Here is a 12,312-nt window from a genome sequence, read left to right as displayed (position 1 = left end):
CGAATCAGTGCCGCCACCACCAGCTGGTATCAGGCAATGGCTCGCCTTCCGGCAACACCGGGTTGCCCAGCTGGAACACGCGCCGCGGGTGGGCACGCAACTCGGCAATCTCCTTCGCGTAGTAGCGTTCGAACAGACGTCGCATGGAACCATCGGCCAGAGCCAACTTCAGTCCGCGCTCGATGGTCTGCGCCAGTGCCAGATTATCCTTGCGTACCCAGAAATAAATCGGATACGGGAAATACAGCGCCAGAGATGGCTCCAGCACCAGCTGCGGAAATTGCAGCCGACGCTGCCGCAGCTCGCGCGCAGCTTCGTTGAGCCCACGCGGGAAAGCGTCAAACCTGCCGGCAGCCAGCATGGTGAACAGGTTTTCGTACCCGGATGCCTTCACGACGTGCAAACCGTTAGCCTCCATGATCGGCACGTCCGCCCAAGCTTCGTTAAGCCCGAACTTCAGCATGCGCAGTTCAGCCAAGCCTACCCGCTGGAACTGTTCCTGCGTCGCCGAACGGATGATCAGCACACGATAACCCACCATGCCCTGGCTGATATCTATCTTTACCGGCAACATATGCGCCTCGCGCTCGCGATTGACGCCCAAGGCAATCACATCGATGCCGCCACCACCTTGCAGCAGTGCCATAGCCCGATCCTGCGATGCCTCCTCGGCAAACGGCAGCAATGTTGGCGTATCGGCCAGACTGGCATGTGCCAAGGCAAGCTCCAGCACTTTCCAGCGGTATTCATAAATGGGGCCGGCTGGAAAGTAGTGCAACGCCTGTACGGCCATAGCCTCTGTCGACATCAGCAACAGCATCAACCGCAGCAACACATGGCACAGTCGCCCTACCCGCCAAGGCTTAACAGTGAATTGCATCATTTATCCCAATGGTTGCGTACTCACAGCATAACCAATTATCGGATGACATGGGGCAAGCTCCCGGAAATGAAAAAAGCCCACGGCAAAAACCGTGGGCTTCAATTTTGGCTCCCCGAGCTGGGCTCGAACCAGCGACCTGCGGATTAACAGTCCGTCGCTCTACCAACTGAGCTATCAGGGAACACATCTTGCATGAACCACCGGCAAAACCGGCGCTTCCAAATTGTTTGGCTCCCCGAGCTGGGCTCGAACCAGCGACCTGCGGATTAACAGTCCGTCGCTCTACCAACTGAGCTATCAGGGAACACATCTTGCATGAACCACCGGCACAACCGGTGCTTCCAAATTGTTTGGCTCCCCGAGCTGGGCTCGAACCAGCGACCTGCGGATTAACAGTCCGTCGCTCTACCAACTGAGCTATCAGGGAACACAAATTTACTGCTCACTCGAAACTGGCTCCCCGAGCTGGGCTCGAACCAGCGACCTGCGGATTAACAGTCCGTCGCTCTACCAACTGAGCTATCAGGGATTCGTTTCAAGAGCTGCGCATTTTAGGCAGCACTTCGTGTTTCGTCAAGCCTGAAAACGGAAACTTTTCAGGCCTGACGGCACTTTCAGCGCTTAGCCATCGTTGCGGGTCTGCACCTGCACCAGTTCAACCGAAGCAACTTCGGCAACCTCACGCACCACCTCGCGGCGGCGCTTGCCCTTGGGTTCTTCAGCCACTTCAATAGCTTGCGGCTGTTCGCTGGCGGCACGGGTTGTCACCATCACCAACCCGCCCAAGTCCGCCGGCTGCGCCACCACCGGAGCGACATTGATCGCCACCACAGGCTCTGCAACCTTCACTTCGGCAACAGCAACCTCCGGCTCAGCAACCACTGCCGGCTGCTCGTCGGAAACGACATGCACAGCCTCAACAACCTCGGCGATCTCGACTACGGCCTCTGCAGCAACCACAACCGGCTCGACAGCTGCCGCCGGGGCAACGTCCTCGACAGCTTCCGGTTGCGACACAACGGACTCGACTACCGCCGAGACGGCTTCATCTGCAGCGACAGTAACAACTTGCTCGTCAGCTACTGTCACGGCTACATCAGCAACCGTTTCCGGCTCCTGAATGGCGGCAACTTCCAACGGCACTTCTGCCCCCTCCGCTGCGTCAGACACCACGTTGGCTTCTGCCACAACTTCGGTATTGGCAACATCATCGCGACGATCGCGACGCGAACGACGGCGCCGACGCTCACGCGGCTCACGCTGTTGCTCGCCCGCTTCAACTGCCGGCACCTGCTCGTTGGTTACCGCGTCGGCCACCTGCTCGGCAACTGCCTCCGCAGCCACCAGACCAGCCTCGACGTTGGCCGCAACTTGCGTTTCTTTATTGGCATCGCGATTGCGCTCACGGCGGCGCTCGTTACGCTGCCCCTGGTCGCGACCTTCGCGCACCACCTCACCCTCTACGGCATCGTTACGCGAGCTGTTGTCACGCGGTTCGCGTACTTCACGCGGCTCGCGCTCGCGACGCGGGGCACGCTCCTGGCGCGGCGCCTGCTCATCACGTGCCACGGCATCCTGCGCGCCACCACGGCGGCGCTCATCCTGACGTGGCTGGCGCTCTTCACGATTACCATCGCGACCAGCATCACGATTACCACGCTGCTCGTCGCGCTCACGGCGCTGACCATTGCCATTGCCGCGACGCTCGTTGCGCTGACGCGGACCACGCTGTTCACGACCGGCGGGCTTCTTAACTTCTGCCTTTGGTGCGGCAACCGGAGTCGGAGCCTCTCCCAGCAAACCCTTGAACCAGCCGACAATCTTGCCCAGCAAGCTTTCACCAGTAGCCGCAACCGCAGGAGCCGCAACCACTTGCGGCTCTGCCGCTACCGGCGCCGGCTGGGCAGGCGTAATCCCCTTCACTGCAGCTTCCAGACGTACCGGCTTGGCCTTTTCCTGACCAAATGGCAGCACATCGGTCTGCTCCGGCATTTCCACACGGCGGTAGCTCGGCGCATCGCCAACTTCTGCCAAGTCATCATGACGGACACGAACAATCTGGTAATGCGGCGTTTCCAGATGCAGATTGGGGATCAGCACCACAGCCACATCAAGACGCGCCTCAATCGAGTAGATCTCGGCACGTTTCTCGTTCAGCAGGAATGTCGCCACATCCACCGGCACCTGTGCATGCACCGCACCGGTATTTTCCTTCATCGCCTCTTCCTGAATGATGCGAAGGATATGCAGGGCGGAGGATTCGATACCGCGAATAAAACCGATACCGTGGCAACGCGGACACGGCACGTGGCTGGTTTCACCCAGCGACGGCTGCAGGCGCTGACGCGACAGTTCCAGCAGACCGAAACGTGACAGTTTGCCCATCTGCACGCGGGCACGGTCGTGCTTGAGTACGTCGCGCAGGCGGTTTTCCACGTCGCGCTGGTTCTTCGGGTTTTCCATATCGATGAAATCGATAACGATCAACCCGCCCAGGTCGCGCAGACGGAGTTGACGGGCAATTTCTTCTGCCGCTTCCAGGTTGGTGCGGAAGGCGGTGTCCTCGATATCCGCGCCCTTGGTGGCACGCGCCGAGTTCACGTCAACGGAAACCAGTGCTTCGGTGTGGTCGATCACGATGGCACCACCGGACGGCAGCGTCACGCTGCGCGAGAAGGCGGTTTCGATCTGGTGTTCGATCTGGAAACGGGAAAACAACGGCACCGGGTCTTTATACAGTTTCACGCGGCCAACGTTGTTGGGCATCACGTGACTCATGAACTGGCGGGCCTGCTCGTAGATTTCCTCGGTATCGATGAGGATCTCACCGATATCCGGCTGGAAGTAGTCGCGAATGGCACGGATAACCAGGCTGCCTTCCTGCAGAATCAGGAACGGCGCGGACTGGGCGCCAGCCGCGCCATCAACCGCACGCCACAGTTGCAGCAGGTAGTTGAGATCCCACTGCAGTTCTTCCAGGTTGCGGCCAATGCCTGCGGTACGGGCGATCAGGCTCATGCCGCCCGGCACTTCAAGCTGTGCCAGCAGATCCTTCAGCTCCTGACGCTCTTCACCCTCGATGCGGCGGGAAACACCACCACCTCGTGGATTGTTCGGCATCAGGACGACATAACGGCCGGCAAGGCTGATATAGGTGGTCAGTGCCGCGCCTTTATTGCCGCGCTCGTCCTTTTCGACCTGCACGACAACTTCCATACCCTCGCGCAGCACGTCCTGAATGCGCGGACGACCACCGTCGTAGTTCTGGAAATAAGAGCGGGCAACTTCCTTGAACGGCAGAAAACCGTGACGTTCGGTGCCGTAATCGACAAAGCAGGCTTCCAGCGAAGGTTCGATACGGGTGATCGTCCCCTTGTAGATGTTGCCCTTGCGCTGCTCCTTGCCGACGGTTTCGATATCAAGGTCGATGAGCTTTTGCCCATCAACAATAGCGACGCGCAGTTCTTCTGCCTGCGTCGCATTGAAAAGCATGCGTTTCATTAAAAGTCCCTATGCGCACACTCACGCAAGGGTTACAGCAAGTATTTGACGGCCCAATGTGTGGGATGGGCGCATTCCGAAAGAAGCGTAGAGTAAAGAGCGCAATACAACGATGTACTAAGCCGACTTCCTGTCTAGTATCACGTGGCCCCCGGTAACCATGTACGGCTTCCGGCTTCTGGATTGTTCCCTCCAGACAGCTTTAAACACTGGCGGGAACGAATTGGGTGCGGCAGGCCACGCCGGGGCAAACTTTGCTGCAAACCCCGAAACTGGCTTGGCGTTTCAGAGTGAAAACTGGCGTGAGTGCGTCATGCATACAAATGCATTAACATCGCTACTTTGGGGTGAGCGAGACAACCTTGGCTGCGCCCGGGAAACCGGCGTCAGGTCTGGCAATAAGCCAGCCGGCCAGTCGGTGTTGCGCAGCAGCGCCGCAAACATCCTGTCTGCGACCCTTTTCCGGTGAGCTTGTCGCACGAAAACATGGCGAAAAGCCCACGAAGTATAAGCATTATGACTGACATTCGCAAAGATTCTGTAACCCTGCACCGTGTGGACGAAAACGGCGCCGAACAGCGACTGGACAACTATCTGGTCCGGCTGTTGCGCGGCGTTCCCAAGAGCCACATCTACCGCATCATCCGTTCCGGTGAAATCCGGGTCAACAAAGGCCGTGCCAAGGCCGAAACCAAGCTGGCAATCGGTGATGAGCTGCGCATCCCGCCGATCCGCATTGCCGAGCGGCCGTCGCAAGAAAGCGTACCCGGCTGCGAGTTTCCCATCGTGTACGAAGATGACGCCCTGCTGGTGATCAACAAGCCCGCCGGTGTCGCCGTGCATGGTGGCAGCGGCGTATCGTTTGGCGTGATCGAACAGTTGCGCCGCGCGCGGCCAGAAGCACGCTATCTGGAACTGGTGCATCGTCTCGATCGCGAGACATCCGGCCTGCTGATGATCGCCAAGAAGCGTTCGGCGCTGGTAAAGCTGCACGAGATGATTCGCAACGACGTACCCCAGAAACGCTACTTCGCGCTGGGGCTGGGCAGCTGGCCGACCAACCTCAAGCACGTCAAGTTGCCACTACACCGTTTTCACACCCCCACAGGCGAGCGCATGGTACGCGTCGATGCCGACCAGGGCATTTACGCGCACACCATCTTTACCGTGCAGCAACGCTTCCAGGGACTTACGCTGGTAGAAGCGCTGTTGCGCACCGGACGGACACACCAGATACGCGTCCACATGCAGGCAAGCGGCTGCCCGATCGCCGGTGACGAGAAATACGGCGACTTTGCCGCCAACCGCGAATTGCAAAAACGCGGCCTCAAGCGCATGTTCCTGCATGCGGCCAACCTGGTACTCCCCCACCCGCTGACTGGTGAGCCGCTGAACCTTGTCGCACCGCTACCGGCGGAACTGACCCGTTTTCTGGATACGCTGACACATGAAGCATGAACTTGATCTGATCGTGTTCGACTGGGACGGTACCCTGATGGACTCCACCGCCCACATCGTGCATTCCATCCAGGCAGCCTGCCGCGACCTTGGCCTGCCAACCCCACCGCGCGAACGCGCCAGCCACGTCATCGGTCTTGGCCTGGTGGATGCCATGCGCCATGTCTGCCCCGGCCTGCCGGAAAGTGGTTACCAGGACATGGTGCAGGCCTATCGCCATCACTACCTGTCCGGCGACGAGACCATCGAACTGTTCGAAGGTGTCGTGGAAGGGTTGGCCGCACTGGAAGATGCCGGCTACCTGCTGGCGGTTGCCACCGGCAAAAGCCGCGTCGGTCTCGACCGCGTACTGGCGGCCACCGGCATCGGCAAGCACTTCCTCACCACCCGCACCGTAGACGAATGCCAGTCCAAGCCGCATCCGGAGATGCTGCTGCAGATCACCGATCAGCTGGGCATGCTGCCGGCACGCACGCTGATGGTCGGCGACACCACGCACGACCTGCTGATGGCCCGCAATGCCGGCACCATGGCGGCCGGCGTCAGCTACGGCGCCCACCCGCTGGAAGACCTGGAAGACTGCGAACCGCGCGCCATCTTCCACAGCTTTGCCGAATTGCAGGCATGGCTGCTCAGCGGCAACTGATTGCCCGCAGCGAGGAGCTGCAGGATGGCGGCCGCGGTGTCCGCTTCGAAGTGCAATGGCACGGCGAGACCGCCGCCGCCTTTGCCATTCGCAGCCATGGCACCGTGCACGCCTATCTCAACCGCTGCCGTCACGTCCCCACCGAACTGGATTGGCAGGATGGCCGCTTCTTTGACAGCAGCGGCCAACTACTGATCTGCAGCCTGCACGGCGCCCTGTACCAGCCGGACAACGGCCTCTGCATTGCCGGTCCCTGTCATGGTCTTGGCCTGTTCAAGCTGCGCGTAGCAGAATGTGACGGCCAGATATACTATCTGCCCGAAACCGACATCTGACATAAGGAGCACCGTGGAGCACGAACCGCACTGGGAGCGCCAGCTGATCGAAAAGCTGGCCAGCGCCGGCCTGATCGAGCAACGCCGTACGCGACGCTGGAAAACTTTCTTCCGCCTGATGTGGCTAGGCGTCGCCATTGCACTGCTGTTCCTGCTGTTCAGCAGCTCCGGCTTCGAGCGCGAACATGCCGGCAAACACACTGCCACGGTGGCCCTCGAAGGGGTAATCGATAGCCAGGGCCAAGCCGGTGCCAAACTGCTTGAAGGGTTAAAGCAGGCGTACGCCGATCCGGATACCCGCGGCATCATTATCCGCGCCAACAGCCCCGGCGGCAGCCCGGCGCTGTCCGGCATTGCCAACGACGAAATCCGGCTGCTGAAAAAGCGCCACCCGTCGATTCCGCTTTATGTCGTGGTAGAAGAAGTCTGCGCCTCCGGCTGCTATTACATTGCCGCCGCCGCCGACCGCATATACGTGGACAAGGCCAGCCTGGTCGGCTCCATCGGCGTGATCTCCGAAGGCTTCGGTTTTGACAAGGCGATGGGCAAGATCGGCATCGAACGCCGCCTGGCGACCGCCGGCAGCAACAAGGGCATGGGCGACCCGTTCTCGCCGCAGAACCCGCGCCAGGAAGCCATCCGCCAGTCGCTGCTGGATGAAATCCATCAGCAATTCATTGCCGTCGTCAAACAGGGGCGCGGCCAACGTCTGAAAAATGATCCGGAGCTGTTCAGCGGCCGCGTCTGGCTGGGCAGCAGCGCCATCCCGCTGGGACTGGCCGACGGACTGGGTTCGGTGAACTCGGTTGCCCGTGACATCATCAAGGCCGACACCGTGGTGGATTACACACCGGACGACGACTTTGCCAGCCGCATGGCGCGCCAGATTGGCGTTGTATTCCATGGCAGCCTCCAGACGCTGTTTGACAGCCACTGGCTATAAACCGCCACCCTGGATCAAGGTTGGCCGCAGGCCGTATTCTCTACCCGAGGGGACCGCACATGGCGCGACGCCGCAAGCAGGAAGAAGAACACGAAAACCACGAGCGCTGGCTGGTTTCCTACGCCGACTTCATCACCCTGCTGTTTGCTTTCTTCGTGGTGATGTACTCGATCTCGCAAGTCAATGAAGGCAAGTATCGGGTGCTGTCCAGCGCCATGTTCGATGCATTCCGCGAGGGCAGTCTGGCGATTCAGGCCACACCGCCATCCGGCAGTGCCAACACCATGATCGAGCTGCCCAACACCAAGCCGATTGCCACCGCCGTCAAGGGGGAAGTCCGGCTGCGCGAACGGCGCAAGCTGGAAACCCTCACCAGCGGCCTGGCCAAAACGCTATCGCCACTGATCCAGGGCGGCCAGCTTTCCATGCGCCAGGACGACGAGGGCATTCACATTGAAATCCGCGACACGGCGCTGTTCCCGGCCGGCCAGGCCACACCGCTTGGCAACTCGCCGCAACTGCTGGCCAGCGTGGCACAGCAGCTGGCCGCAGTAGACAACCAGATCAGGGTAGAAGGCTTTACCGACAATACCCCGATCCGCAATGCGATGTACCCGTCGAACTGGGAGCTGTCCGCCGCACGCGCCGGCAGCATCGTGCGCCTGTTCATGGAGAACGGCATTGCGCCGGAACGCCTCGTTGCCGTTGGCCGCGCGGAAACCAAACCGGCGGCCAACAACGACTCCCCTGAAGGCCGCGCCAAGAATCGCCGCGTGGCCATCACCATCATTTCCAATGCCGCGACGCAAGCGGATTCGCTACCGGCCGAAGGCGCCGGCACCCCTACTCCATAAACGCCCAGCCAAGGAAACCACCATGACCACACACATCACACCGGCCGCGCTGGCACAACTGTTTACCGACGCCCGCACCCATACCCACTGGCAGGATCGCAAGGTCAGCGAGAGCACCCTGCGCGAACTGTTCGATCTGCTGAAGATGGGACCGACCAGTGCCAACTGCTCGCCGGCCCGCTTTGTGTTCGTGCAATCGCCGGAAGCCAAGGCCAAGCTCAAGCCCTGCCTGTCCGAAGGCAACGTCGATAAAACCATGCAGGCACCGGTAACCGTCATCGTCGGCATGGACATGCAGTTCTACGAGCAACTGGGCAAACTGTTCCCGCACAGCCCGGATGCCCGCAGCTGGTTCGCCGGCAACGACGCCGTGATCCAGGGCACCGCCTTCCGCAACAGCTCGCTGCAAGGCGCCTACCTGATCATGGCCGCCCGGGCACTGGGTCTGGATTGCGGCCCGATGTCCGGTTTTGACGCTGCCAAGGTAGAGGCCGCCTTCTTCCCGCAGGGCAATATCAAGGCCAACTTCCTGATCAACCTGGGCTACGGCGAGGCCAGCAGACTGCACGAACGCTCGCCGCGATTTGCCTTCGAAGACGCCTGCCAGATCGCCTAACCCCACCAGACATCACGCCCGGTTATAATACCGGGCGTTTTCATTACCCGGAGTCACCATGCTTTACCCTCTGATACGCCCCTTGCTATTCAAGACCGATGCGGAAAAAGCGCATGAATTGACACTGAAAATGCTGGATATCTCGCACCAGCTGCAGCTGTCGGGTCTGGTAGCCGGCAAGGTTGGCCGCAACCCGGTAAAGGCGATGGGACTCACCTTCCCCAACCCGATCGGCCTGGCGGCCGGTCTGGACAAGAATGGCGACCATATCGATGCGCTGGCGGCACTGGGCTTCGGCTTCATCGAAATCGGCACCGTCACCCCGCGCCCGCAGGATGGCAACCCCAAGCCGCGCCTGTTCCGCGTTCCCGAGCATCAGGGCATCATCAACCGCATGGGCTTCAACAACAAGGGTGTGGATGCGTTGCTGCAGAATGTACGCCAGAGCCGCTTCAAGGGCATCCTCGGCATCAACATCGGCAAGAATGCCAGCACCCCGATCGAACAGGCCAAGGACGATTACCTGATCTGTCTGGACAAGGTGTACGAGTGTGCCAGCTATGTCACGGTGAACATTTCGTCGCCCAACACCAAAAACCTGCGCCAGCTGCAACAGGCAGACGAGCTGTCCGACCTGCTGCTGGCGCTGAAAAACCGCCAGTCACGACTGGCCGACCAGTATGGCCGTTACGTGCCGCTGGCAGTCAAAATCGCGCCGGATCTCGACGACGAGCAGATCGAGGCTATTGGCCGCCTGCTGACCCAACACCAGTTTGATGCGGTCATTGCCACCAATACCACGCTATCGCGCAGCGAAATTGCCGGCCATCCACTGGAAAACGAGGCCGGCGGCCTGTCCGGTGCACCGGTACGCGATCGCTCTACCGCGCTGATCCGCAAGCTGGCCCGTACACTGGATGGCGCCCTGCCCATCATCGGCGTCGGTGGCATTCTGTGCGGCGAGGATGCCAAGGAAAAAATCGACGCTGGCGCCACGCTGGTACAGTTGTATTCCGGCCTGATCTACCGAGGCCCGGGTCTGATTGCCGAGTGTGCCAAGGCGCTGCAATCGCGCTGAGTGCGGCCAACCTGCCCAAGCAAAAGCCCGCCGAAGCGGGCTTTTTGTATCCGGAAAAGGCTCATGACACCGAGGACGGCGGCGGAAATGCGACCCAGCGGCCATCCTCCAGCTTTTCCAGTGGCTGATAGCGCTGCTTGTATACCATCTTGGGCGACTCGCCGATCCAGTAGCCCAGATACACATGCGGCAAGCCCAGGCTGCGGGCCAGCTCTACCTGCCACAGCACGCCATAGACCCCGTATGCCGCCCCGACCACATCCGGGTCGAAAAAGGTATACACCGCCGACAGACCGTCATCCAGCCGGTCGATCAGGCTGACCATCCGCAATACGCCATTCTCGCGGAACTCCACCAGCCAGCTCTCCACCCGGCTCTTCAAAATGAATTCGGCGTACTGCGCCGGATCATCTTCCGACATGCCGCCACCATCATGGCGTGCCTTCTGGTAGCGGCAGTACAACTGGTAGTGCTCTTCGACAAACGTCAACGGCAAGATGGCACAGGAAAGATTGCCATGTCTGCGGTATGCCCGCCGCTGGCTGCGATCCGGCACAAATTTTGCGACCGGAATGCGCACCGGAATGCAGGCATGGCAATCGTCGCAATAGGGCCGATAGGTAAAGTGGCCACTACGGCGGAAGCCCAGTCCGACCAGCTTGGAATACACGCTGCTATCTATCGCATCGGCGGGAATTGCCACTTGCGAGCGCGCCTGCCGGGCATCCAGATAGCTGCAGGCATAGGGCGCGGGGGCATAAAAGTGAATGATCGCTACGGCGTCGTCACGATGGCTCATTGCAAAACTCGGTGTCCCACATGGCCGCTGGAGCCGGTTGCAAGATGTACGTTTCGAGTCTAGCAACAAATTCGTCGCGATGGACAAGATGCGCGCCCAGGCTTTCCAGATGCGGCGTAAACATCTGGCAATCGATCATGCCGAAGCCGTTGGCAAACAGGCATTCGGCCGTACGCACCAGCGCGATCTTGGAGGCATCGCTCACCCGGTGGAACATCGACTCGCCATAAAACATGCGGCCAACCGCCACGCCGTACAGGCCGCCCACCAGCCGGCCCTGTTGCCAGACTTCGGCGGAATGCGCGTGACCTGCGGCATGCAATGCGCAATAGGCGGCAATCATGTCATCGGTGATCCAGGTACCGGACTGGCCGTCGCGCGGTGCGGCACATTCACGCACCACCTGCTCGAACGCGGTATCGAAACGGAAGGTATACGGCTTGTTGCGCAGCGCCTTGGCCAGCGAGCGGGTTACCCGCACACCGCCGGGCTCCAGCACCATGCGTTGCGACGGTGCCCACCACAGAATTGGGTCGCCGGGAGAAAACCAGGGAAAGATACCGCGCCGGTAGCCTGCCAGCAGGCGGCCGCAGGCAAGGTCACCACCGGCAGCCAGCAACCCGTCAGGCTCGGCAAGTGCGCGCGTCAGCGGGGGGAAAGCATAAGCCTCCCCCAGGATGGGGATCATCGACGGTAGGTTTTGGGCTCGGCGCTGGCGCAGTCGCTACATTCGCCATACAGGTACAGCGAGTGCTCCTGAATGGTGAAGCCATGCTCGGCGGCAATCCGGTTCTGCAATTCCTCGATCTGCGGATCGAAGAATTCGGTCACCTTGCCGCAGCGGTAGCACACCATGTGATCGTGGTGACCACCTTCGTTCAGCTCGTACACGGCCTTGCCGGACTCGAAATGGTGGCGCACCAGAATGCCCGCCTGTTCGAACTGTGTCAGCACACGATAGATAGTGGCCAAGCCGATGTCGGCATCCTCGGCCAGCAGCTTTTTATAGACATCTTCTGCCGACATATGGCGGTCGCTGCTGGTTTCGAACAGATCGAGAATACGCAGGCGAGGACCGGTGGCTTTCAGGCCGATGCCCTTCAGGTGGCTGGCTTTGTTCATGTGTTTTGCGGTGTATATCGTGGTTGGCGGTCTTCCAGTATGATAAAGCCTTTCAGCAGATTCCCCAAATGTGAAGG

General features: G+C 60.4%; 12 protein-coding genes and 4 tRNA genes. 7 read left to right on the top strand and 9 right to left on the bottom strand.

The features are described 5' to 3' along the window. Nucleotides 1-4: 4 nt before the first annotated feature. From HU218_RS15565 to HU218_RS15540, 6 genes are all read right to left on the bottom strand, one after another. Nucleotides 5-880, bottom strand: coding sequence for a substrate-binding periplasmic protein (locus HU218_RS15565; RefSeq protein WP_174875900.1), 876 nt, complete (start codon nucleotides 878-880; stop codon nucleotides 5-7). Nucleotides 881-988: 108 nt separating this feature from the next. Continuing rightward, nucleotides 989-1,064: transfer RNA gene (locus HU218_RS15560), tRNA-Asn, on the bottom strand. Between the two features lie 47 nt (nucleotides 1,065-1,111). Next, nucleotides 1,112-1,187 (bottom strand) — tRNA-Asn (locus HU218_RS15555). Between the two features lie 47 nt (nucleotides 1,188-1,234). Then, nucleotides 1,235-1,310: transfer RNA gene (locus HU218_RS15550), tRNA-Asn, on the bottom strand. 26 nt (nucleotides 1,311-1,336) lie between these two features. After that, a tRNA-Asn gene (locus tag HU218_RS15545) sits at nucleotides 1,337-1,412 on the bottom strand. A 92-nt stretch (nucleotides 1,413-1,504) separates the two neighbouring features. Further along, entirely contained in the window at nucleotides 1,505-4,384 is a 2,880-nt protein-coding gene (locus tag HU218_RS15540) for an Rne/Rng family ribonuclease (RefSeq protein ID WP_174875850.1), read from the bottom strand. Nucleotides 4,385-4,900: 516 nt separating this feature from the next. Between HU218_RS15540 and HU218_RS15535 the strand changes: the two genes are divergently transcribed. Genes HU218_RS15535 through HU218_RS15505 form a run of 7 tightly spaced genes read left to right on the top strand, consistent with a single transcriptional unit; the run spans nucleotide 4,901 to nucleotide 10,314 of the window. After that, the gene (locus tag HU218_RS15535; RefSeq protein ID WP_174875849.1) at nucleotides 4,901-5,842 is read left to right on the top strand and encodes an RluA family pseudouridine synthase; all 942 of its coding nucleotides are present in this window, start codon (nucleotides 4,901-4,903) and stop codon (nucleotides 5,840-5,842) included. Then, nucleotides 5,832-6,488 carry an HAD-IA family hydrolase gene (locus HU218_RS15530; RefSeq protein ID WP_174875848.1) on the top strand — a complete coding sequence of 219 codons (657 nt, stop codon included), beginning with the start codon at nucleotides 5,832-5,834 and terminating at the stop codon, nucleotides 6,486-6,488. The genes HU218_RS15535 and HU218_RS15530 overlap by 11 nt, the downstream gene beginning before the upstream one ends. Further along, the gene (locus tag HU218_RS15525) at nucleotides 6,467-6,823 is read left to right on the top strand and encodes a Rieske (2Fe-2S) protein (RefSeq protein ID WP_174875847.1); all 357 of its coding nucleotides are present in this window, start codon (nucleotides 6,467-6,469) and stop codon (nucleotides 6,821-6,823) included. Before HU218_RS15530 ends, HU218_RS15525 begins: the two co-directional genes overlap by 22 nt. Nucleotides 6,824-6,836: 13 nt before the next feature. Continuing rightward, nucleotides 6,837-7,766: a S49 family peptidase gene (locus HU218_RS15520; RefSeq protein ID WP_174875846.1), complete on the top strand. Its 930-nt coding sequence runs from the start codon at nucleotides 6,837-6,839 to the stop codon at nucleotides 7,764-7,766. A gap of 59 nt (nucleotides 7,767-7,825) precedes the next feature. Continuing rightward, on the top strand, nucleotides 7,826-8,620 hold the full coding sequence (gene motD, locus HU218_RS15515; RefSeq protein WP_174875845.1) for a flagellar motor protein MotD: 795 nt from the start codon (nucleotides 7,826-7,828) through the stop codon (nucleotides 8,618-8,620). Between the two features lie 22 nt (nucleotides 8,621-8,642). Continuing rightward, nucleotides 8,643-9,236 carry a malonic semialdehyde reductase gene (locus HU218_RS15510; protein WP_174875844.1) on the top strand — a complete coding sequence of 198 codons (594 nt, stop codon included), beginning with the start codon at nucleotides 8,643-8,645 and terminating at the stop codon, nucleotides 9,234-9,236. 58 nt (nucleotides 9,237-9,294) lie between these two features. Further along, complete coding sequence (locus HU218_RS15505; RefSeq protein WP_174875843.1) at nucleotides 9,295-10,314, top strand: quinone-dependent dihydroorotate dehydrogenase; 1,020 nt, start codon at nucleotides 9,295-9,297, stop codon at nucleotides 10,312-10,314. Nucleotides 10,315-10,375: 61 nt separating this feature from the next. Here HU218_RS15505 and HU218_RS15500 read toward each other — a convergent pair whose 3' ends face one another. The 3 genes from HU218_RS15500 to fur are packed head-to-tail and all read right to left on the bottom strand — an operon-like array spanning nucleotide 10,376 to nucleotide 12,235. Continuing rightward, a complete protein-coding gene (locus HU218_RS15500) occupies nucleotides 10,376-11,113 on the bottom strand; it encodes an arginyltransferase (protein WP_174875842.1) in 738 nt (245 codons plus the stop codon). Beyond that, nucleotides 11,100-11,801 (bottom strand): leucyl/phenylalanyl-tRNA--protein transferase, encoded by a 702-nt coding sequence (gene aat, locus HU218_RS15495; protein ID WP_174875841.1) that lies wholly within the window; start codon nucleotides 11,799-11,801, stop codon nucleotides 11,100-11,102. Before aat ends, HU218_RS15500 begins: the two co-directional genes overlap by 14 nt. Next, nucleotides 11,798-12,235 (bottom strand): ferric iron uptake transcriptional regulator, encoded by a 438-nt coding sequence (gene fur / locus HU218_RS15490; protein ID WP_174875840.1) that lies wholly within the window; start codon nucleotides 12,233-12,235, stop codon nucleotides 11,798-11,800. Before fur ends, aat begins: the two co-directional genes overlap by 4 nt. Nucleotides 12,236-12,312: the final 77 nt, after the last annotated feature.

Origin of the sequence: Vogesella oryzae (assembly GCF_902829295.1) — a bacterium.
GTDB classification, from domain to species: domain Bacteria; phylum Pseudomonadota; class Gammaproteobacteria; order Burkholderiales; family Chromobacteriaceae; genus Vogesella; species Vogesella oryzae.
The sequence above is the reverse complement of the archived record's forward strand: the minus strand, read 5'-3'. Positions and strand labels throughout refer to the sequence as shown.